The 18,930-nt window shown below is 59.5% G+C and carries 20 protein-coding genes; 5 read left to right on the top strand and 15 right to left on the bottom strand.

Annotated features, from left to right (window positions below; all coding sequences use genetic code 11):
• The first annotated feature begins 224 nt into the window (after window positions 1-224).
• The 3 genes from ACM6IT_RS18425 (at window position 225) to ACM6IT_RS18415 (ending at window position 3,739) form a co-directional block, all read left to right on the top strand.
• Entirely contained in the window at window positions 225-1,130 is a 906-nt protein-coding gene (locus ACM6IT_RS18425; RefSeq protein WP_056728515.1) for a LysR substrate-binding domain-containing protein, read from the top strand.
• Window positions 1,131-1,270: 140 nt separating this feature from the next.
• The gene (locus ACM6IT_RS18420; RefSeq protein ID WP_414918472.1) at window positions 1,271-1,975 is read left to right on the top strand and encodes a hypothetical protein; all 705 of its coding nucleotides are present in this window, start codon (window positions 1,271-1,273) and stop codon (window positions 1,973-1,975) included.
• 333 nt (window positions 1,976-2,308) lie between these two features.
• On the top strand, window positions 2,309-3,739 hold the full coding sequence (locus ACM6IT_RS18415; RefSeq protein WP_414918471.1) for a PLP-dependent aminotransferase family protein: 1,431 nt from the start codon (window positions 2,309-2,311) through the stop codon (window positions 3,737-3,739).
• 26 nt (window positions 3,740-3,765) lie between these two features.
• Here ACM6IT_RS18415 and ACM6IT_RS18410 read toward each other — a convergent pair whose 3' ends face one another.
• From ACM6IT_RS18410 to ACM6IT_RS18365, 10 genes are all read right to left on the bottom strand, one after another.
• On the bottom strand, window positions 3,766-4,566 hold the full coding sequence (locus ACM6IT_RS18410; RefSeq protein WP_414918470.1) for an N-acyl homoserine lactonase family protein: 801 nt from the start codon (window positions 4,564-4,566) through the stop codon (window positions 3,766-3,768).
• 14 nt (window positions 4,567-4,580) lie between these two features.
• Window positions 4,581-5,540, bottom strand: coding sequence for a diiron oxygenase (locus ACM6IT_RS18405; RefSeq protein ID WP_414918469.1), 960 nt, complete (start codon window positions 5,538-5,540; stop codon window positions 4,581-4,583).
• A 67-nt stretch (window positions 5,541-5,607) separates the two neighbouring features.
• Window positions 5,608-6,366, bottom strand: a complete 759-nt coding sequence (locus tag ACM6IT_RS18400; RefSeq protein ID WP_414918468.1) for a TauD/TfdA family dioxygenase — start codon at window positions 6,364-6,366, stop codon at window positions 5,608-5,610.
• 18 nt (window positions 6,367-6,384) lie between these two features.
• Window positions 6,385-7,260, bottom strand: a complete 876-nt coding sequence (locus ACM6IT_RS18395) for a branched-chain amino acid aminotransferase (protein WP_056728599.1) — start codon at window positions 7,258-7,260, stop codon at window positions 6,385-6,387.
• Between the two features lie 31 nt (window positions 7,261-7,291).
• Window positions 7,292-8,632 (bottom strand): KamA family radical SAM protein, encoded by a 1,341-nt coding sequence (locus ACM6IT_RS18390; RefSeq protein ID WP_414918467.1) that lies wholly within the window; start codon window positions 8,630-8,632, stop codon window positions 7,292-7,294.
• Between the two features lie 32 nt (window positions 8,633-8,664).
• A complete protein-coding gene (gene yfcF / locus ACM6IT_RS18385) occupies window positions 8,665-9,309 on the bottom strand; it encodes a glutathione transferase (RefSeq protein ID WP_056728502.1) in 645 nt (214 codons plus the stop codon).
• Between the two features lie 246 nt (window positions 9,310-9,555).
• On the bottom strand, window positions 9,556-10,041 hold the full coding sequence (locus ACM6IT_RS18380) for a cupin domain-containing protein (protein ID WP_223542468.1): 486 nt from the start codon (window positions 10,039-10,041) through the stop codon (window positions 9,556-9,558).
• Window positions 10,042-10,125: 84 nt separating this feature from the next.
• On the bottom strand, window positions 10,126-10,620 hold the full coding sequence (locus ACM6IT_RS18375) for a RidA family protein (RefSeq protein ID WP_008018868.1): 495 nt from the start codon (window positions 10,618-10,620) through the stop codon (window positions 10,126-10,128).
• 51 nt (window positions 10,621-10,671) lie between these two features.
• Window positions 10,672-11,952, bottom strand: coding sequence for an ATP-grasp domain-containing protein (locus tag ACM6IT_RS18370; protein WP_414918466.1), 1,281 nt, complete (start codon window positions 11,950-11,952; stop codon window positions 10,672-10,674).
• Between the two features lie 42 nt (window positions 11,953-11,994).
• Window positions 11,995-13,095, bottom strand: coding sequence for a hypothetical protein (locus ACM6IT_RS18365; protein WP_414918465.1), 1,101 nt, complete (start codon window positions 13,093-13,095; stop codon window positions 11,995-11,997).
• A 148-nt stretch (window positions 13,096-13,243) separates the two neighbouring features.
• Here ACM6IT_RS18365 and ACM6IT_RS18360 point away from each other — a divergent pair, with 148 nt between their 5' ends.
• Both ACM6IT_RS18360 and ACM6IT_RS18355 read left to right on the top strand, forming a co-directional pair.
• Window positions 13,244-14,662: a PLP-dependent aminotransferase family protein gene (locus ACM6IT_RS18360; RefSeq protein WP_414918464.1), complete on the top strand. Its 1,419-nt coding sequence runs from the start codon at window positions 13,244-13,246 to the stop codon at window positions 14,660-14,662.
• A 493-nt stretch (window positions 14,663-15,155) separates the two neighbouring features.
• The gene (locus ACM6IT_RS18355; RefSeq protein ID WP_056728492.1) at window positions 15,156-15,434 is read left to right on the top strand and encodes a DUF3077 domain-containing protein; all 279 of its coding nucleotides are present in this window, start codon (window positions 15,156-15,158) and stop codon (window positions 15,432-15,434) included.
• Between the two features lie 101 nt (window positions 15,435-15,535).
• Here ACM6IT_RS18355 and ACM6IT_RS18350 read toward each other — a convergent pair whose 3' ends face one another.
• The 5 genes from ACM6IT_RS18350 to ACM6IT_RS18330 all read right to left on the bottom strand — a co-directional run bounded on the left by ACM6IT_RS18350 (window position 15,536) and on the right by ACM6IT_RS18330 (window position 18,927).
• Entirely contained in the window at window positions 15,536-15,988 is a 453-nt protein-coding gene (locus tag ACM6IT_RS18350; protein WP_414918463.1) for a hypothetical protein, read from the bottom strand.
• Window positions 15,972-16,610 (bottom strand): DUF6036 family nucleotidyltransferase, encoded by a 639-nt coding sequence (locus tag ACM6IT_RS18345; RefSeq protein WP_414918462.1) that lies wholly within the window; start codon window positions 16,608-16,610, stop codon window positions 15,972-15,974. The genes ACM6IT_RS18350 and ACM6IT_RS18345 overlap by 17 nt, the downstream gene beginning before the upstream one ends.
• A 443-nt stretch (window positions 16,611-17,053) precedes the next feature.
• Window positions 17,054-17,941 (bottom strand): heme o synthase, encoded by an 888-nt coding sequence (cyoE, locus tag ACM6IT_RS18340; RefSeq protein ID WP_056728486.1) that lies wholly within the window; start codon window positions 17,939-17,941, stop codon window positions 17,054-17,056.
• A gap of 11 nt (window positions 17,942-17,952) precedes the next feature.
• Entirely contained in the window at window positions 17,953-18,300 is a 348-nt protein-coding gene (gene cyoD / locus ACM6IT_RS18335) for a cytochrome o ubiquinol oxidase subunit IV (protein WP_056728485.1), read from the bottom strand.
• Window positions 18,301-18,927 (bottom strand): cytochrome o ubiquinol oxidase subunit III, encoded by a 627-nt coding sequence (locus tag ACM6IT_RS18330; protein ID WP_056728483.1) that lies wholly within the window; start codon window positions 18,925-18,927, stop codon window positions 18,301-18,303.
• Window positions 18,928-18,930: the final 3 nt, after the last annotated feature.

Raw genomic sequence — 18,930 nt, 5'->3', positions numbered from 1 at the left:
CCTGAAAAAACTGTTGTTGTTTTCGTCAGCAGGAAAGGTCGCGGGCAGCACCCTGTTTGAGGGTGGGCCTGACCGGCCGATGACAATTAGCGCTAGTATTGTTGAATCAACCGATACAACAATCGATTTTTTTTGGCCTGACTGTTCGATTTACCTCACCATAAGGGAAGCCATCGGTGATCGGTGTCTGCAGGCCTTTCTTCCACCTTTGAACGGGATGATTTATGCGATTTCCTTCGATGACAGCCCTTCGTGCGCTGGATGCGGTTGCCCGCACAGGCAGCGTGTCGGTCGCGGCCCGTGAGCTGAACCTGACCCGCAGCGCCATCAGCCACCAGATCAGCAAGCTGGAGGAGTGTGTCGGCTTCGCCCTGACCGAACGAATCGGCCGTGGCATTGGCCTGACGTACCAGGGCGAGCGTTATGCGCGGGAGGTGCACGCAATTCTGCTGAACCTGCTCGATGCCGGGCAGTTGATCGACGATCAGGAAATCTCCGGCCGGCTGTGCGTCAGTTGCGCGCCGGGGTTCGCCACCTATTGGCTGTGCCACCACATCGGTGCGTTTTTGCGGCAGTACCCGCAAGTGCAGTTGCAGCTGATTTCCCCGCGCACGCCGGACGACACCAACAACCCCAACGTCGATCTGTTCATCGCCTACGGGATCGGCGACTGGCCGCAAATGAATGTTGAAGAGATTGTGGCTTTGCGCTTCTTCCCGGTGTGCAGCCCACGCCTGATCAACGCCCTGGGCGGACTGAAAAACCCGCAGGAGCTCAGCACTTACCCCTTGCTGCACATGACCGACTACTCGGACTGGCGCATCTGGCTGACCGCCGCCGGCGCTTCGGGGGTCAATGCGTTGAGCGGCATCCTGTTCTCCGATGCCCACTGCGCACAGTCCGCCTGCATTGCCGGCCAGGGCATCGCGATTGGCGACACCCTGATCAGTGGCGATGCCCTTTCCAAGGGTTTGCTGGTGCGACCGTTCGACATCAGCATCGATCTGCACCGTGGTTACTACCTGGCCACCGACCCGCAAAAGGCGGACCGCGCGGTAGTCCAGGCCTTCAGCAACTGGGTCAAGACGCAACTGCAATCGTCCCGCCAGACCTGGCAGGACACCCTGTAACGCTCCCACAGAAAGGCAAAAAAATGACCAGCCGCCCGTTGATCCGTGACAACGCCGCCCCGGTCCAATAGATTAGGCGACCTGAAAAAGCCCCTGGGCTTTCTCGCCCCAATTCAAGTTATAGAAGTAGTGAAATTTCAATGTCCGATTCCAATACCGCTGAAACCGTAGCCACCCTGTCGTCCAAAGCGGAATACGAAAACTCCATCAATCTTTCACAACACGTGCCTCAGGCAAAAACCATCAGCGAGATGGTGCTGGACGCTTTCCAGTCCACCCGCGAAAGCGACCAGATCCGCGAACTGCGTGCCGCCATCCGTCAGGCCCACGACAGCTTCGACGATGACAAAGCCTACGAACTGATGGGCCAGCTCAAGCAACTCAAGGACGCCGAGGCCGCGGACATCGCCGCCCTCGAAGACTTGAGCAGCAAATTCCCGATCAGCCGCATCCTGTCCAGCTTCAAGGACGACCCGGCGTTCCAGGAAATCGTCTACGGCCTGGCCCTGAAGGTGCTGAACCAGACCCACCAGGCCATCAGCAACCCGAGCGGCGGCAAGAGCAAAGCCGCCAAGGTCAAGAAAGAAGTCGAAGTCTTCACCATCAGCAAGGACGGCATGAGCGTCACCTTGCCGTTGCGCACCCCGCGCTCGCGCCTGAACGTCGACCGTGAAGCCCTGGAATTCCTCGGTTTCACCTTCGTTGGCGAAGGCGACGAAGCGGAACTGGAAAGCGAAACGTTCCTGGACAACAGCGGCGCCGAGCAAGCTGTCAACCGCAAGAACATCATCACCGCCCTGCAGCAGCAGACCGCGTTCGATGGTTACTCCATCGCCGCACAGTAAGGCGACCGCCCGCATTTGTGGCGAGCGAGCTTGCTCGCGCTGGGCTGTGTAGCGGCCCCAAAAATCTGACAACACTTGCCGACATTTTGTGAGTGCTCCGCACTCAAGCGGGAGCAAGCTCCCTCGCCACAGATACTTCACAGCCCCACTCAAGAGCCCCGCCATCAGAGCGGGGCTTTTTATTGCCCGTGATTCGGGCAAAACCGCGATTACTCTTCCAGTATCGACGCAGAACACCACTTCCCTTCACCCATGAGCACCACGGGTCCGCCTGCGGGGAGCGTCAACTCACTTTCCAGCCCAGTCCTCAGTGGTGCAACTGCCGAGGTCATCATGAACACGCCCCCCTTGTATCGCCAGTTGGCCAACCACTACCTGGACGCTATCCGCAGCGGCACCCTGAAAACCGGTGAACGCCTGCCCTCGATCCGCTTGATGATGGAAAAACACGCCGTCAGTCTGTCGACCGCCGTGCAGGTGTGCCGGGAGCTGGAAGACTGCGGTGTGCTGGAAGCCCGGCCGCGCTCCGGCAACTACATTCGCAAGCCCGACACCCTGTCCAGGCCCGCCCCGATCGCCCTGGCGCCAGCGCTGGATACCCGCGCATATGTCGGCATTCATGAACAGGTCTGCACGGTGCTCAAGGCCAGTCAGCGCGCGACGATCAAGGTCAACTTCGCCAGCGCCTACTGCGCGCCTGAGCTTTACCCACTCAAGACCTTGCAAGACAACATGATCAAGGCGCTGCGCCACGACGCCTGCCTGCTCGGCACCGCGGGCGGTGCCTGCGGCAACAGCGCACTGCGCAGTATCCTGGCCCGGCGTGCTCTGGCCAGCAAGACTCACCTGCCCCCCGAGCGGATCGTGATCACCAACGGCGCCACCGAAGCGATCAACCTGGCCTTGCGTGCGGTCACCCGCCCTGGCGACACCGTGGCCGTGGAGTCACCGACCTTCTACGGTCTGCTGCAAATTCTCGAAAGCCTGAACCTGCACGTGCTGGAAGTCCCGGCCTCGGCCCACACCGGGCTCAATCTGCAGGCCCTGCAACGGCTGCTGCAAGGCCCCGAGCGGATCAAGGCGCTGATCGTCATTCCCAACCTGCAAAACCCGTTGGGCAGCATCATGCCCGACGCCAACAAGGCGCGGCTGGTGAAACTGTGCGCCGAGCACGACACCGTGCTGATCGAAGACGACACCTACGGCGACCTGGTGGACACCGAGCAGCCGCTGTCCACGCTCAAACATTGGGATAGCACCGATAACGTGATCCATTGCGCCTCGCTGAACAAAACCCTGGCACCGGGCATGCGCCTGGGCTGGATCAGCGCCGGCAAATGGCACGACCGTGTGGAGATGCTCAAGCATGCGCAGTCGCGGGGGTGCGAGGCGTTATCGCAACTGGCGGCCAGCGAATTCATGCGCACACCGTCCTACGAGCGCTACCTGCGGCGGTTGAGGAAAGCCCTGACCCAACAACGTCAACAGATGAGCGAGGCGATCATTCGCCACTTCCCCCTCGGCACCCACGTGACCAACCCCCAGGGCGGCACGCTGTTATGGGTGGAACTGCCTCACCGGTATTCATCGATGACGTTTTTTCATGATGCGTTGAAGGTCGGCATCCAGATTTCACCTGGGGATATCTTTTCCAATGCCCGGCACTTTGATCACTTTGTGCGGATGGGTTGTGGGGCGCCGTATTCACCGCGGATTGATGAGGCGCTGGAGACCCTCGGCCATATCCTGAAAAACCAGCCTTAACACAATCCCCTGTAGGAGTTGCGGGGTTAGTGAGGGTTTTGGTGCAGGCAAATGATATGCGGGTCGTCATTCCAGTGCGGGAAACGCTCGGCGATCAGCGGGTCGTGGCCGGGGATGACGTGGTCTTCGCTGCCGGCCAGGCGGTCGATTTCGGTGAAGGCTTCGAGGGTTTGCGCCAGGTCATCGAGAATCGGAAACGGACTGCGCTCGCGAATGTTGACCCACAAATGCGCGGCATCCGAGGCCAGCACGATCCAGCCGCGCTCGGTGTTCACCCGCACCACCTGACTGCCCGGCGTATGTCCGCCCACCGGGTGCAAGGTCACGCCCGCAACGACCTCGACAACACCATTGTGCAAACGCATCCGCCCTTCGAACAGCGGCGGCAACGCCGACATCACGTCCTCGACTTCGTAGGTTTTGTTCACCGGGCGATGGGCCATTTTCGGCCCGGTGCAGAAACGCAATTCCGCTTCCTGCAGATGCACGGTCGCCTTCGGGAACAGCCCGAGGTTGCCGGCATGATCCCAGTGCAAATGGGTCAGGATCAGATGCTCGACCCGGGCCGGATCGATGTCCAGTTGCCGCAGGGACTCTTCCGGCAGGCGATACATCTGGCGATTGCGCCGGTGCGCCGTGGCCGGTTGGAAACAGGTGTCGACCACGATCACCTGCTGCTCGTTGCGGATGACCCAGAAGTAGTAGTCCAGCGGCATCGGCGCATTCGGATCACCGCAGCAGGCGTCGTAGAGAAAGTTCTCCCTGGCGGTGCGCTGGGCGTTTGCGCCGACGCGAATAGCGAACACTTCGTACACAGGAGCAGACATGGACACCTCCGGGTTCAGGCGACCGCCGTGGTTTTGAGGGTCGGGCGGAAATCGAAATCGATCTGCTCGCTGATGCCCAGGTCCTGAGCCAGCTTATGCAGGCCGCTGTAGTCGCGCATGATGGTCGCGCTCTTGTTGCTCTCGCGGGTGTCGGCAATGATCAGCGCCGCATCCTCGACCCCGAGCTGCGTGAGAATCGCCTCCCACATCGAGTAGTCCTGAGCGATAAAAGCACTCAGCGCCACCGACAGGTTGCGTGCGAAAAATTCCCGCTGCATGGGCTGCATGTTCGCGTACATGACCTTGGACACTTCGGCCAGCACCTTGCTGTGGGCGTACTCATCACGGTTGTGTAGCTCGGCCACCCGGCGGTTCTGCGGCTGGATGGTCTGGTCGTCCGCCAGCAAGTCCAGATAGGCGTTGACGCTGATCTCGGCCACCACCGCAAAAGTGATCGCCGCCAGATCCCGCTGCCATTGCTCGGGCAGTGCTTCACGCTGGGCCTTCAGGCGCAGATACGTGACGGACGGCGGCAAGTCCAGATCCTGATCCAGCGCCCGGTCGAGCTTGGTCCGCTCGATGGCCCGCAGGTGCATCAGCGTGTGGTAGTGCTCGTCGATCAGGGTCTGTTGCATGGCCTCGCGAAAATGCCAGTCATCCTTGCCCAGGTACTGATTGGCGATGACGCTCAGCGCCGGATTGACCACATGTTCTTCGGCGGTGATGGTGCGCAGGTTGTAGCCGATCCAGCCCCAGGTCACCACGCTGCTTTTGAGTTCGTCGCTCAAGGCCTGGAATTTCGGATGGTGGAAGAACGGCACCATGCACTCCGGGTAATCCGGTCGTAGCGGGTCAAACACTTCGTTGATCCGGGCCCTGTCCGGATCACAAACGGAGGCGCGCTTGGTCCAGCCCTGGTTGAGCCGCACGATCAGTTGATGATCGACCCGGGCGATCTCGATTGCTGTCTGCATGACGCGATACCTGTAAGACGCGTACCCGCCAAGGGGTACGCCAAAAGAATGAAGGGCGACGGAAAAATCAGGCCAGCCAATAGCGGGTCAGGTTGCGCGCCGGGTCAGTGTAACGACTGCGGGCGTGGATCATTCGCCAGTTGTCCCAAATCAGCAGGCACCCGTCGGGAATCAGCACCGCAATGTTGTGCTCGACGAAGTACGCTTCACCGAGCGCGGCAAACCTGGCCAGTGGCGAGGTGCTGTTGGTCACCAGCGATTGCTGCAGGGCAGCCTTGGACGGGTTCACGTCGCCGTAGTGAAACTGGTTGTAACTGAAGCGAAAAATATCCCCGTCTTGCGTAGGCGTGAGGATGTATTCCTTGACCCGCCGCTGCCCCGGTTCACCCGGTTTGGCGGTGGCGACAAATTCTACCGGCGAGTCATCCAGCCACTCACGCAGTTCTGGTTCACTGCGTTCCAGGTACTTGAGAAATTCATAACCGTCCACCAAACCGGTGTGCCCACCGCCGCACGTGGCCTGTTTATGGCAATGCAACGCCAGGTAGCGCGGCGGCGGCCCGTACACTGGCGCTTCAGTGTGCGGGCCGATGCCGTTCATGCTCTGGGAATACGGCAAGTCTTCGTAACCCGGCTTGCGGGTAATGGCAAAGGCCATCTGGCCGTTGAACTGCGGAATGATCGGGCCGAATTCGCTCAAGGTGCCTACGACATCATCGGCAAATTCGTCCGGGGTCAGCACAGTCCAGCCCAACGTCGACAGTTCTTCATGACGATGGCCGAGCGCAATGCAAGGTTGAGACGCAACAATCCCTTGGTCTGACATGGTGAGATTCCTGGCGGGTTATCCGGCGTTGACAGTTGAGGTGTACGCGGCAATGAAGTCGCGGCAGGCGTCACCCGGTCGATAGCGCTGCCCGTCGATGCTCTGCACCGGGGTAATTTCGGCGGCGGTGCCGGTGAGAAAACACTCATCAAAGTCGCCAAGCTCCGTAGGCAGAATCGTGCGTTCGACCACCTGGTAGTCCAGCGCCCTGGCCAGTTCGATCACCGTCTGGCGGGTGATGCCGTTGAGGAAACATTCCGGCAGCGGCGTGTGCAGCGTCCGGCCTTTGACGAAGAACACATTGGCGCTGGTGGCTTCGGCAACATGGCCACGCCAGTCGAGCATCAGCGCATCGTGGTAGCCCGTGTTCTCGGCATCGTGCTTGCTCAGCGTGGCGATCTGGTAATGCCCGGAGGCCTTGGCTTCGAAGGGGCTGCTGCTCGGTGGCGGACGACGCCAGCTCGCGGTTTTCAAGCGGATGCCGGCCATGCGCGCCGCCGGGTCGAAATAGCTCGGCCATTGCCAGCAGGCGATGGCCACGTGCACACGGTTGAAACGCGCCGAGGTGGAAATCATTTCGCTGCCGCGCCAGGCCACTGGGCGCAGATAACCGTCAACGACCTGGTTGCGTTGCAGCAGTTCGTGGCTGGCCGCCTCCAGTTCAGCCAGCTCAAAGGGGATGGCAAAGTCCATCAGTTGCGCCGAGCGATACAAGCGCTCGCTGTGTTCGCGCAGCTTGAAGATCCTGCCGTTGTAGACCCGCTCGCCTTCATACACAGTGCTCGCGTAATGCAGGCCATGGGTCAGCACATGCAACTGCGCCCGGGACCACTCGACGAACTCGCCGTCGAGCCAGATAACGCCCTCGCGCTGGTCAAACGGGATACTGCTCATATCCATATCTCCCCATTGTTCATGATTTTTCCTACGCCGTTTCCAGCAACACGGGTATCAATTCCGGCACGGCGGTGAGCTCGGTCTGAAAGAAGAACGAACGCTCGCCGAAGGCCGGTTGCAAGTCGTCGAACCAGGTCACGTGCGGATCGAAGCGCGCGTAGAAGGTGCGCAACACCCATTGCGGATTGCGTGCCTGGAGGAACTGCAAGACGAAGACCTTTTCCCCGGCGACGGTCTCGATGCCGTTGATCAACACCTTGCCGTAGAAGGTGCTCATGGACGGCCCGCGCACCGTGCGCGCAAGCCCCGACACCGTGCGGTACGCCGCCTGGAAGATCTCGAAGGCCCTGGCCAGCGGCATCGCGAAATAGTGGCTGGGGCCGGTATCGCGCTCGACGAACATGTAATAAGGCACGGCACCAAGCCGTACCCCTTCGGTCCACAGCGCGGCCCAATCGGCGGGGTTTTCGTTGATGTGACGGATCAGCGGCGCCTGCATGCGCACCGTCGCGCCCGTCGAGCGAATGCGCTCGATGGCTTGGCGGGCGATGGTCTGACGGATCTCCACGGGGTGGTTGTAGTGGCCCATGATCGACAGGTTTTTCCCCGCCGCGACGATGCGCTGGAACAGCTCCAGCAGTTCAGGCGCATCCTTGTCACTGACAAAACGCTGCGGCCAGTACGCCACGGACTTGGTGCCGATGCGGATGTTCTTCAGGTGTGGCAAATCCAACAGCGGCTCGATGTAACCGGCCAGGGAGCGGGTGTTCATGATCATCGGGTCGCCGCCGGTAATCAGCACGTCGGTCACTTCGCTGTGCACCTTCAAGTAGCTGACCAGCTCCTGGGACTCGCGGGCATTGAACTTGAGCTCTTCTTCGCCGATGAACTGCGCCCAGCGGAAACAGAAGGTGCAGTACGCGTGACAGGTCTGACCGGCACCGGGGAAAAACAGCACGGTCTCGCGGTACTTGTGCTGGATACCCGGCAGGATCTTGCCGTTGAGGGTCACACCGTTGTGGGTCAACTGCCCGGCCGGATGCGGGTTCATGCGCCGCCAGATCGCCTCGATCCGACGCTTGATCGCTGCGCTGTCATCCAGTTCGATCAGTTGTTTGAGCGAGGCATATTCCTCCGCCAGCAACATGTCCTTGTGGGGGAAGGTCATGCGAAAAACCGGATCGTCCGGAATGTTGTTCCAGTCGATCAACGTGCCCAGCACGTATTCGTTGGTGCGAAACGGCATGACCCGGGCCACCACGGTCATGGCCTCCTGCAACGCCGGCGTCAGCTTGTGCCAGTAGGGTGAGTCGCGGATGGTGCGTGAGCTATAGGGTTTGTAGCGTTCGTGCTCTGACAGTCCTTGCATGGCCGCGCTCCTGGTGATTGCCCTGAGTGTCGTTACGCGATGGCCGGCGCTTTGCGCTCTATGTCCATCCACGCCCGGACGCTGTCGCGATCCCACTGGCGGCGCACATACGCCGCGAGCCGTGCAGGCACCGGATCGCCGTTGGCAACCAGTCGGTTGAGCATGATTGCAAGGTCGGTGTCGGCAATGCTCCAGTCACCGAACAGATGCTCGGCACCCTCCTCCAGCAAATGCCCGGCGACGAAGAACAGGCGCTCGACGGCAGCTTGGGCTTCGTCGGACAGCGCGGTGTTTTTCTTGCCGAAGTACACCAGGTCAAACGGGCGCTCCTTGCGCACCACCAGCAAGTCACTGCGCAACCAGGCCTGCAATTGACGGGCACGGGCACGCTGACGGAGGTCCTGCGGATAGAGTTTTTTATGCCCTGGGGAGAGTTCATCGAGGTATTCGGCAATCGCCGATGATTCCGACAAGGCAAAATCGTCGTGAACCAACGTTGGAATCTTGCAGGTCAGCGAAAGATCGCGATAACTCGGCAGATAGTTTTCGCGCGCTTTTAGATCAACAGTAACCAGTTCAAATGAAAGTTGCTTTTCCTTGAGCGCCACAAAAGCCGACATCGCAAAGGCGCTGACATGATCGGCGCCGACATACAGTTTTAGCTTCCTGTTTTCCATAGAACACTCCATTGACCAACTGCAGGGATTGACGTGCATTGGGAGTGATCGTAGTTAGTTGAATGAAGGCTGAATAGATACAGAATTTGTCCGTTTCAATCGATACAGAAAGTTGTTTTCCAGCGGCAGATACGCAGCCAGAATCCCGGTAATAACGCTGCAAAAGGCGATACCGGGGCTGGTCTGAAAAACAAAAAAAGGGAGCCGACGAAGGTGGGCTCCCTGGGCGGCTGATGCGCCGAAAAATTACGGTTGGGTGGTGATCAGGCCATGGCTGTCGGCAAAGTTCGAGAGCAGTGCCATTTGCGGCATATTGCTCATGTTCAGCATCGCAAGGGGCTCGTGTCTGCTGCTGTTGACGAAGCCATGTCTGGTCCAGGCCGGTACCAGCAGCACGTCGCCATTGCTGACATTGACCCCGTCGGCATCGCCGAGGGTCAACACGCCGCTGCCGCACTGGATGACAAATAGATGCCACCAGGAATGGGCATGGCCGTTGAGCGTCACGCCGGGGTTCAGCCATTGCATGGCGATCGCCATGCCAGGTGTCACTTCACAGCCCGCAATGCTCTTGTCGTGAGCCAGCGCGACAATATCAACGTCGCTGGCTTCAAGGGTCTGACGCATACCCGCCAGTTCAGTGCCTTTCCATACCTTGGGACTTGGCGCTCGATGGTGCAGGCTCTGACGAAAGTCCTTATATGAAAAAAACGCACCTTGAAAGTTATCCATTCGCACGCCCTTTTTTTATTATTACCCATACTTTAGCGCCAAACCTTAAGTTAACTATTCAGCACTGTAAAGTCTGGAAACAACTTACAAAACCGATGGGCGCAAGGCGGCGATCATGTCCACTTCTATCGCGGCATTCTTGGGTAACTGATAAACACCCACTGTAGTGCGGGTATGTTTACCGGCATCGCCCAGCACATGGCTGAACACATCCGAGGCGCCGTTGGCCACTTCACTCAAATCGACAAAGTCCGCGGTGGACTTCACATAGACCGTTACCCGGATCAATGACTTGATCTTGTCCAGCGAGCCAATGGCATCGACGATCAACGCCAGCCCGCGCATCGCGCTGATGCTGGCGGCCGCTTGCGCATCGGCCATGGTGAGATCCAGCCCGACGCGGCCGGGGTAATGGATCTTGCCGTTCATGCGCGGCACCAGGCCGCTGATGTACAGCTCATCGTGATGACGGATCAGCGGCGCGTAATGTCCGCCTGCGGTGTTTTCGCCGTAGATGTCATAACCAAACTCTTTGGCCAGGGCGATGAAACGTTCATCGCAGGTCATGTGCTGGATCATTGATCGAACCCCCTTGATCAGTAATGCAAAAAAAAACGGTCGCTTGCCGGCTCAACACACGGCGCGGGTGGCCGGTGCCAGGCAAGTCACCTCAATGCGTGACTCAATCGCCTCGGTCAGGCGCAACAGGTCGTTGCTCAGTTGCCCGTAGTGTTCGTTGAACAGCACGATGTGGCCGATGAATGAGAAGTTGTCCTTGATCTGGGCGCTGACCGAGTCACCGACACGCCTGGCGTACTGCCCCTCCACCAGCTCGATGCGCAGGGCGCGGGCCAGGGCCTCGATGTCAGGCGTTGCGCGCAGGATGCCGCCGGCCGGCGCCCTGAGCAGGCGGATGCCGCAATAACCGCGGGCCACTGGCTCGTGCTGTTCGCTCTGGCCTTCCACTGCCCAGCGCACCCAACGTTCCCACGGATCGAAATTGACGAAGGCGCGTTTGGCCAGGTCCCAGATGTGCATGCCGCCGGGGCGCATGTTGGTTTCCACGGCCGAGGTCAGGTTGTCGCGGCGCAGGAACACTTCGTTGTGCCAGGCGCCATTGGCCAGGGATACCAAGCCCGCCATATGCCGACCGGCTGCCATCAAACGCGCCTGTACCTCAGGCGCAAGCGGTGCGGGCACGACTTGCTGGATCTCGGCGCGGTAGGCGCCTTCGGTGGTGGTTTTTTCCGTCACCCAGGTGCTGCCGGCCACACAGTCCCAACTGTATTCCCGGGCATTCTCCACCAGCTCTTCAAGGACGATGCCGCCTTCGCGGTAAGGCTTCAGGGCGAGCCAGGCGTCATCGCATTCCGAAGGGTGGTGGATGACGCGACAGCCCCGGCTCGCACCTTCGCAGGCCGGCTTGATGAAGGCTTTTCCGCCCAGTTCGACGACGCGCTGGCGCAGTTCCGACAGGCTTGCGACCCGCGCGGAAAACACTGGCCGGTATTCTTCGGGGGCACTGCTGGCCGCCGCTTCGAGTTGGCGGAAGATCTGCTTGTCCAGGCCCGCCCGCGCTTCGCCAGGGGTAATGCCCGGCAGGCCGAAGTGAGTGGCCAGCGCTGCACCGAGCAGCACGCCACGATCGGAGAACGGCAGTACGCCGATCAGCTTCCAGCTGTCGGCATTCAGGCAACCCACCACCAGTTCAAGGGACGCCGCCACATCGTCTTCGGCCAGCGAAGTGCTGCAGACGTGATCGGCCACCTGGTCGTCGTGGGGCTGAATTTTCTCGACCAGCAGGATGAGCCTGGCGTTGTAGAGCGACTTGCACAGCTCGCGCAGCTTCTGGATGTCGTGCACCCGATTGCCGTTGTAACCGACCACTACTACGCATGAAGTCGTATTCATAATGCCCCCGACCTGCAAGGTGAAAACCGCAACGGCGATGACTCAGTCATGCAACGACGCATTGGATTTACGGTTGAACCAGTACCAGGCCAGGATCCCTGCGGCACCGATGGCGGCCAGCACCAGCGCGTTGTACGGCGCCGGCACCACCCGCATGATCAATACGGTCAGCCCGGCCCCGACGCCCAGGGACACTTCCTTGACGAACATGTTGTTTTGCTTGACCGAGAAGTAATCGAGGTAGCTGAAGGCGCATTCGGCGATGGACAGCAGCGCCACCCAGACCAACGCCCCGGCGAGGGTTTCGACGTGGAACGCTGCAGGCGAAGACAGCACCGCAAAACCGCCGACGATGATCGCGATCACCGACACGACCTTGAAGCGCCCGGTGCACTCGATCAGCTTCATCACCGGCACCTGGGCGAACACCACCACGGCGCTGTTGAGGATCAGCATCAAGCCGTACCAGGCCGGCAGTTCGCCGGTCTTGAGCAGGATTGCCTGTGGCAGGATCGAGAACACCCCGAACAGCTTGATGCCCATGATGATGCCGGCGATCACCCAGGGCAGTTTGTTGCCCCAGTTGCTGCCGGTCTGGCTGGCCGGGCGGGAGACCACCGGCTCGGTGGTGAAGGTCGCGCCGAGGGCGATCGGCAGGCACAGCAAAACGAAGGCCGCCGCACCAAGGAAAAACATCGTCGGCGTGAGCAGCGGCGACAGCAGGATCAAACCGGCCACCAGGCTGCCCATGTTCATGGCCACGCGGTTGTAGGCCGCGCCTTCCTTGGTCTGGGCCGCTTCGCTCTTGATCAGGTAACCGGCAATGGCGATGCCGTAGGCAAACAGCGCGGCAGCAAACATCACCATGCCTTGATTGCTGGTCAGCGCCAGCAGCACCAGGCCAAGGCCGGCACACAGCAGGGTGACGCTCAGGGAACGGCGGCCAAGCACCAGTAAAGTCAGGGGCAACAGCAGCAACAAAGCGCGATACCCAAGGGCCAGGATGCTGTTGGTGGCCGTGTCGAGCCAGACGTTGGCCTTGCCCAGTACCGCGAACAGCGAGACGGCGGTGATGATCCGGATCGTGAATAACCGCAGGTTAATGACCGGTTTAGCCACCGCGACCGCTGTTTCGACACTCATGCAGCACCTCAAGAACCGGGTGAACGCCCGCCGACAAAGGCCGACATTCAGAAAAGTCTGTAAGAGCATGGTAGAGAGAGAGGCTTGTCCTGATCAGGGCAAGTTCGTATAGAATCCAACGAACTTTACTGCCGGAGAGACCAGTAAAATGCAGGTTCAACGCGCAGTCATCGCCGCCATTGAATTCCAGCCCGGCGTGCCGCTGGTGCAGCAGATCGTCGATCAGCTGACGCAAGCCATCAGCACCGGGGGCCTGCCCCACGGCGCCAAGCTGCCGCCGATTCGCGAACTCTCCGACTTGATGAACGTGGGCAAGTCCACGGTGGTCGATGCCCTGGACCGCATGCGCGCCAAGGGGCTGGTGGTGTCTCGCCAGGGCTCCGGGCATTACGTGCACCGCTCCGAAGCGGCGCTCAAAAGCGGCACCGGCCCGGACCTGCAACCCCAGGACACCCTCAGCGTGATTCGTCGCGCCTTGCTGCTGGACAACGGCGCGCTGCGCCCCGGCTGCGGTTTTCTGCCAACCTCGTGGCTACCCGCCGAAGAATTGCAGAAAGCCGTGCGCGCTACCCTGCGAGCAACTTCGTTGCGCATGGGCGAGTACGGCGTAGCCGGCGGTTACTTGCCGTTGCGCCAAGCCCTGCGGGTCAAACTGGCAACCTTCGGCATCGAGGCGTCGGTGGACCAGATCATCACCACCGCCAACACCATGCAGGCCATCGACCTGCTGATGCGCCTGCTGGTCAAACCCGGCGACACCGTGCTGCTCGACGACCCCTGCTACTTCAACATGCACGCCAACCTGGCGTTGCATGGAGCCAAAGTCATCACCATCGCCCGGGATTGCGACGGCATGGACCTCGACGCGTTCGAGCAACTGCTGATCGCCCACAAACCCGTGCTGTACATGACCAACAGCACGCTGCATAACCCCACCGGTCACTCGTTCACCCCGGCCCAGGTCTACCGCTTGCTGGAACTGAGCCACCGTTATGGCTTGCACATCGTCGAAGACGATCTGTACTGCGACATCCAGCAACGCCGCACCCCGCGCCTGGCCGCCAGCGGGTTGGATCATGTGAGTTACGTCTCCGGTTTCTCCAAGACCCTGACCGCCAACAGCCGCGTCAGCTACACCGTGCTCTCGCCGCAACTGGCGGCGCGCATGGTCGCCCTGAAAATGGCCTGCGGCGGGGTAACGTCGGAGCTGGCAGAGCAGATCACCTGCACCATGCTCAGCGACGGCAGCTATGCCAAGCATGCGCGGCGCACGGTAGATCGGTTGTATGAATCCAATAGCCGTGTGGCCGGTTGGCTGGCGCAGGCCGGGTGTTCGCTTTCCTCGTTGCCCGGCGAAGGCGTGTTTATCTGGGCGCGGTTGCCGGAGGGTTTACACGCCGAGAACCTGGCTCGCCAGGGGCTGGAGAACAATATGGTATTGGCACCGGGCACCTTGCTGAGCAAAGGGCCGGATGCCAGCCAGTTCCTGCGATTCAATGTGGCTCACAGCGACAGCTTGCAGGTGCGGGAGCGGTTTTTCCGGTTGCTCGACACTGCCCAAAAATAACCGACACACCTCAAATCCTGTGGGAGCGGGCTTGCCCGCGATGGGGCCGTCACATCCAGCATCAATGTCGCCTAACACACTGCCATCGCGGGCAAGCCCGCTCCCACAGGGTCTGCGGTGTCCCGGCCATCCCCGGCCACCAGATCGCTACGATTGCCGACCTCATCCTTGCCGGCTAACTTCGCCCGGTCGCTGCCAATTCAGCGACCGGGCCTGAGAACCCGGGTAAACTGCACGCGCACTAGCGCCCAAATCACGATTGTTGGCGTTTTTTTATGCCCGCATTTCGTGCAATGGCGGCTGTGCGTGGGAGACCTTCGGGTCTGCCGGGTCGTGCAACCGGTTTCTCAGCCTGCGCATAGCTGCCACCCATTCGCCTGAGAACGAACGTGGCGGCTCTACTTTGATTTCTGGAGTATTGCCAATGCACGCTATTGATCTGTCCGCCTCACCGGTCATCCCACACCACCTGACCAACAGGAGGTGAAGCCCAATGACCAATCCCCAAGACCTCAAAACCATCGGCCTCACCCCATTCTCCTACCACGCCAACGAACCCCTGTTCCGCATCAACGCCGGTGTCCCGGTGATCGAAGCCCTCTACCACGCTTCAGACCTGCTCCACGTAGCCAAACTGCTCGCCTCAGACGCCGCCATGGTTCGCGACTCCGACCGACATGCCTGGGCCTCACATTTTTTGCAGGACATGAGCAAGGCAATCATCGACGACGTGGTGAAGGTACTCAACGCACCGTGTAACAACCGCGCATGAATGAAAAAGCCCCACCGTTCTCTCGAAAGGAGGGGCTTTTGCGCTGCAAGCCGTTTCAACTTTTGGGCCAAACAATGCAGCCTATTCGCTGCAACCAAAGCTCAGGAAAACATGGCGCGCTGCTCAGCTTCGTAATGCCGGGTCTGAAAAGGCATGAGGGTTTGGGCTTTTAGGCCGAGGCCCTCACTCAACCCCCAAGAGACAGCGAGTTCATCACGGCGTCGACGCAGTGGCGTGATGGTTTGTAGCATCACGGCTTGCACGGAGGTCGAATGTGCAAAAAGCTCGAGGACATTGAGAGTTTCCGACACCCGGAGATCGGACAAGCAAGTAAATCGAGTGAATCGCTCGAGCAGATAGCCAGCACGCCGAACCTCCACTTCGTCAGTGTGCCGAGTCAAAAAAGCGGTTACCTCGCTTTCAAGATTTGAGTCCGAGTACCAGACAGCTTTGGCGGCGCTCACGAGAGCAGCGTCATCCGCTTGATTCAAAGGTCTTTTTACCAGCGTGTCCAAGGCGGATGAGAGGACGTGGCCGCTATGGGGCTTCGTCATCTGTGCTCTCCAGATAATCATGCAAAATATTAGTGAGAACGGAGATTGATGGCTCCTTGTTGCCAACATATACATCAATCGCCTGCAATGCCAGCCGACGGAACTCGGTAGTCAGGATGAAACCAGCCCTGAGAAGTGCCTTGATATCACCAATGTCCTGATCGGTCGCTCTGCCCAGCTTGGAGATGGCAATGTCGACAGGTGCTGCGATATGAACGTGCAGCGGGGACTCAACCGGGAACTCTGTAAAGGGAAGGCTCCGCTCCCAATAGTCCTCATGTATCGGACCAAAACTGGTGTTGTATTGCAGGTCGTAGTTCAGCTCCATCAATCGACCGGATCGCTCATCAACAAACTGTTCGGGTATCTCTGCGAGCATCGTTTGTAAGCGAAGACCTTTGGGAACATTAGCCTCATAAATTTCTGCATCGACGTCGGTGGAAACGCGATGATGGGTATAAAGGTGAACCGCGCAGCCACCGAACAGGATAATTTTGACCGCCCCTGGTCCTGCGTTCTCAAGCTCCAGTTCCGCTTCGACAGATTTGAACATCGAAATCAAAGCCTGCCCCAACGCTGTATTCGTATTAACACGCGGGGTGATTACCTCTGGCAGTTCCATCGTAGAGCCTCTGAGATGCTTGTAATGACAGCATCCCCGAGGCTAGATATGCGACTTCCGACCCTCAACCTGAAAAACTCGTGGGAAAGTTCAGGCAAAACCGTAGGCATCTTTGCCGGTCAGGTCTCCCTATCGTAAGCGAGCTTGGTCGCGATGGCGGCAACGGACGAAACACAGGAGATGGAAACCCAATGACAAATTCCCCCCCAAGACCTCGGAACCCTCCGCCTTACCCCATTTATTGGGTCTGACCGCGCATTTTTTCTTAAGTGGGCCAAGAAAATCTTAATAATTTGGGATTTTCTCAATTTTTTCTTAAGCGGACAGATATCGAATTCGCCTGTTAGTGCGCGATGGCGGTAACTTGGTCCAGCAGAAAACGCCCAAACAAAAAGCCCCGCTCTTCTCTCGAAGGCGGGGCTTTTCTTTACAGCATCCGACGCTTACGGCGCGTACGTCAGCAGCAACTCGGTCGGCACTTTGAAGTCCAGGGACATCATCACGCTCAACGCGGTAATGGTGAAGATCGAGAACACGAACAGCTTGCGTGCCCAGACCGTGTCATCCACTGCCTTGTAGCCGGTCCAGGCCATGTACAGCCAGTACATGCCCATGGCCGCGGCGACGGCGAGGTAGCTCATGCCGGCGTAACCGCTGAAGGTCAGCATCAAGGTCGCCACGAGGAAGGCCAGGATGTAGAGCAGGATGTGCTTCTTGGCCACCTGGATGCCGCGCTTCACTGGCAGCACCGGAATCGATGCGGCCAGGTAATCGTTGAAGCGAAAGATCGCGATGGCGTAGGAATGCGGCATCTGCCACAGGCTGAACATCACCAGCAGGGTCAGCGCGGCCATGTCGAAGGTGTTGCTGACTGCGACGTAACCGATCACTGGCGGCATGGCACCCGACAGACTGCCCACCAGCGTGCCGTGAACCGACTTGCGCTTGAGGTACAGGCTGTAGAAGCCGACGTAGATCACGAAGCCGATTACCGCGAACAACGCGGCCAACGGGTTGGCCACCTTGTACAACAGGGCAACGCCGGCAACACCCAGGACGGTCGCATAGATCAGGGCCAGTTTCAGGGAGATCAAGCCCTGGACCAGCACGCGGTTCTTGGTGCGTTCCATCTTGATGTCGATGTCGCGGTCGATGCAGTTGTTGAACACGCAACCGGAGGCAACCACCAGGGACGTGCCGATCATGGCGGCCAGGAAGATGGCCAGATCGACATGCCCTTTGGAGGCCAGGAAAAATCCGCCTGCCACAGAAAGCACGTTACCGAAAATGATCCCCGGTTTGGTGATTTGGATAAAGTGCTTAAGGGACATGCGGATCTACCTCACTTCGCCATCATGAACGTGTGGATGCTGAACATGATCCACAGCGACAAGCCAACCAGCAGGACAATCACGATCGCGGCAAAGACAAACGCAATCACGTTGTTACGCTGCGCGGCCGAACGGTCCAGGTGCAGGAAGTACACCAGGTGCACCAGCACCTGGATGACTGCGAACGCGACGACGATCATCAGGGTGATCGACTTCGGTAGCGTCGGGTACATCACCAGCCCGAACGGGATCAGGGTCAGGATCACCGACAGGATGAAACCGATGCCGTAGGACTTGACGCTGCCGTGACCGGCGTCGTGGCTGTCATGGCCATTTTGGGAATGAGCTGTGTTAGCCATTTACATAGTCCCCATCAGATAAACAACGGTGAATACGCAGATCCACACGACGTCCAGGAAGTGCCAGAACAGGCTCAGGCAGCTCAGACGGGTCTTGTTGGTCGCCGTCAGGCCGTTTTTCTGCACCTGATACATCATGATCGCCATCCAGATCAGACCGCTGGTCACGTGCAGACCGTGGGTGCCGACCAGGGTGAAGAACCCGGACAGGAAGCCGGAACGGCTAGGGCCGTAGCCCTCGGAGATCAACATGTGGAACTCGTTGATCTCCATGCCGATGAAGCCGGCACCGAACAGGAAGGTCATGGCCAGCCAGCCCAGGACCTGCTTCTTGTTGCCACGGAAGAACGCCAGCATGGCGAAGCCGTAGGTGATCGAACTGAACAGCAGCAAGGCGGTTTCGCCCAGTACGTATGGCAGTTCGAAGATGTCGTGGCCCGACGGGCCACCCGCTACGTTGTTAACCAGTACCGCGTACGCCGCGAAGATCGACGCAAACAGAATGCAGTCGGTCATCAGGTAGAGCCAGAAACCGAATACGGTCATCTCGCCCGAGTCGTGGTGATGGTCATCATGCCCATGTCCATCGACATGGGTGTGTCCAGCATTGGTCACTAAGTTCGACATGGT

Source organism: Pseudomonas sp. IT-P4 (genome assembly GCF_949767755.1).
Lineage (GTDB): Bacteria > Pseudomonadota > Gammaproteobacteria > Pseudomonadales > Pseudomonadaceae > Aquipseudomonas > Aquipseudomonas monachiensis.
This window is presented reverse-complemented; position numbering and strand designations above follow the sequence as displayed.

Coding starts and splice junctions, on each gene's coding strand:
- ACM6IT_RS18395 (WP_056728599.1), bottom strand. CDS start 7,260: ATGAGCAGTATCCCGTTTGACCAGCGCGAGGGCGTTATCTGGCTCGAC.
- ACM6IT_RS18370 (WP_414918466.1), bottom strand. CDS start 11,952: ATGAATACGACTTCATGCGTAGTAGTGGTCGGTTACAACGGCAATCGG.
- ACM6IT_RS18390 (WP_414918467.1), bottom strand. CDS start 8,632: ATGCAAGGACTGTCAGAGCACGAACGCTACAAACCCTATAGCTCACGC.
- ACM6IT_RS18360 (WP_414918464.1), top strand. CDS start 13,244: ATGCAGGTTCAACGCGCAGTCATCGCCGCCATTGAATTCCAGCCCGGC.
- ACM6IT_RS18330 (WP_056728483.1), bottom strand. CDS start 18,927: ATGTCGAACTTAGTGACCAATGCTGGACACACCCATGTCGATGGACAT.
- ACM6IT_RS18380 (WP_223542468.1), bottom strand. CDS start 10,041: ATGGATAACTTTCAAGGTGCGTTTTTTTCATATAAGGACTTTCGTCAG.
- ACM6IT_RS18375 (WP_008018868.1), bottom strand. CDS start 10,620: ATGATCCAGCACATGACCTGCGATGAACGTTTCATCGCCCTGGCCAAA.
- ACM6IT_RS18350 (WP_414918463.1), bottom strand. CDS start 15,988: ATGACGAAGCCCCATAGCGGCCACGTCCTCTCATCCGCCTTGGACACG.
- ACM6IT_RS18420 (WP_414918472.1), top strand. CDS start 1,271: ATGTCCGATTCCAATACCGCTGAAACCGTAGCCACCCTGTCGTCCAAA.
- ACM6IT_RS18425 (WP_056728515.1), top strand. CDS start 225: ATGCGATTTCCTTCGATGACAGCCCTTCGTGCGCTGGATGCGGTTGCC.
- ACM6IT_RS18365 (WP_414918465.1), bottom strand. CDS start 13,095: ATGAGTGTCGAAACAGCGGTCGCGGTGGCTAAACCGGTCATTAACCTG.
- ACM6IT_RS18410 (WP_414918470.1), bottom strand. CDS start 4,566: ATGTCTGCTCCTGTGTACGAAGTGTTCGCTATTCGCGTCGGCGCAAAC.
- cyoE (WP_056728486.1), bottom strand. CDS start 17,941: ATGTCCCTTAAGCACTTTATCCAAATCACCAAACCGGGGATCATTTTC.
- ACM6IT_RS18405 (WP_414918469.1), bottom strand. CDS start 5,540: ATGCAGACAGCAATCGAGATCGCCCGGGTCGATCATCAACTGATCGTG.
- cyoD (WP_056728485.1), bottom strand. CDS start 18,300: ATGGCTAACACAGCTCATTCCCAAAATGGCCATGACAGCCACGACGCC.
- yfcF (WP_056728502.1), bottom strand. CDS start 9,309: ATGGAAAACAGGAAGCTAAAACTGTATGTCGGCGCCGATCATGTCAGC.
- ACM6IT_RS18345 (WP_414918462.1), bottom strand. CDS start 16,610: ATGGAACTGCCAGAGGTAATCACCCCGCGTGTTAATACGAATACAGCG.
- ACM6IT_RS18415 (WP_414918471.1), top strand. CDS start 2,309: ATGAACACGCCCCCCTTGTATCGCCAGTTGGCCAACCACTACCTGGAC.
- ACM6IT_RS18355 (WP_056728492.1), top strand. CDS start 15,156: ATGACCAATCCCCAAGACCTCAAAACCATCGGCCTCACCCCATTCTCC.
- ACM6IT_RS18400 (WP_414918468.1), bottom strand. CDS start 6,366: ATGTCAGACCAAGGGATTGTTGCGTCTCAACCTTGCATTGCGCTCGGC.